Annotated in this window: 1 protein-coding gene; it reads right to left on the bottom strand. The window is 67.6% G+C overall.

Translation table 11 applies throughout. The features are described from left to right. Positions 1-358, bottom strand: a 358-nt coding sequence (locus ACYDAT_RS16165) for a hypothetical protein (protein WP_461451478.1), incomplete at both ends; no start/stop codon positions are given.

Genomic DNA, 358 nt, shown 5'->3' with positions numbered 1-358 from the left:
CCCAGCGCCAGCGCATGGCTGCCGTTGTTCAGGGTGACGGCATTGGCGCCGCTGTTGTTGAGGCTCACCACTCCAGTGAAGTCATTGCCAGTGCTGTCCAGCGTCAGCGCGCCGGCACCGGCGTTGAACGTCGCCGCGCCAGCGCCGACCGCCTGCATGATGCTGGTGCCCGCCGCCTGCGTGATGCCCGTGCCGTTCACCGTCAACGTGCCGCTGCCGACCGACGAGGTGCCCAGCGCCAGCGCATGGCTGCCGTTGTTCAGGGTGACGGCATTGGCGCCGCTGTTGTTGAGGCTCACCACTCCAGTGAAGTCATTGCCAGTGCTGTCCAGCGTCAGCGCGCCGGCACCGGCGTTGA

This window comes from Metallibacterium sp. (genome assembly GCF_054637675.1).
This window is presented reverse-complemented; position numbering and strand designations above follow the sequence as displayed.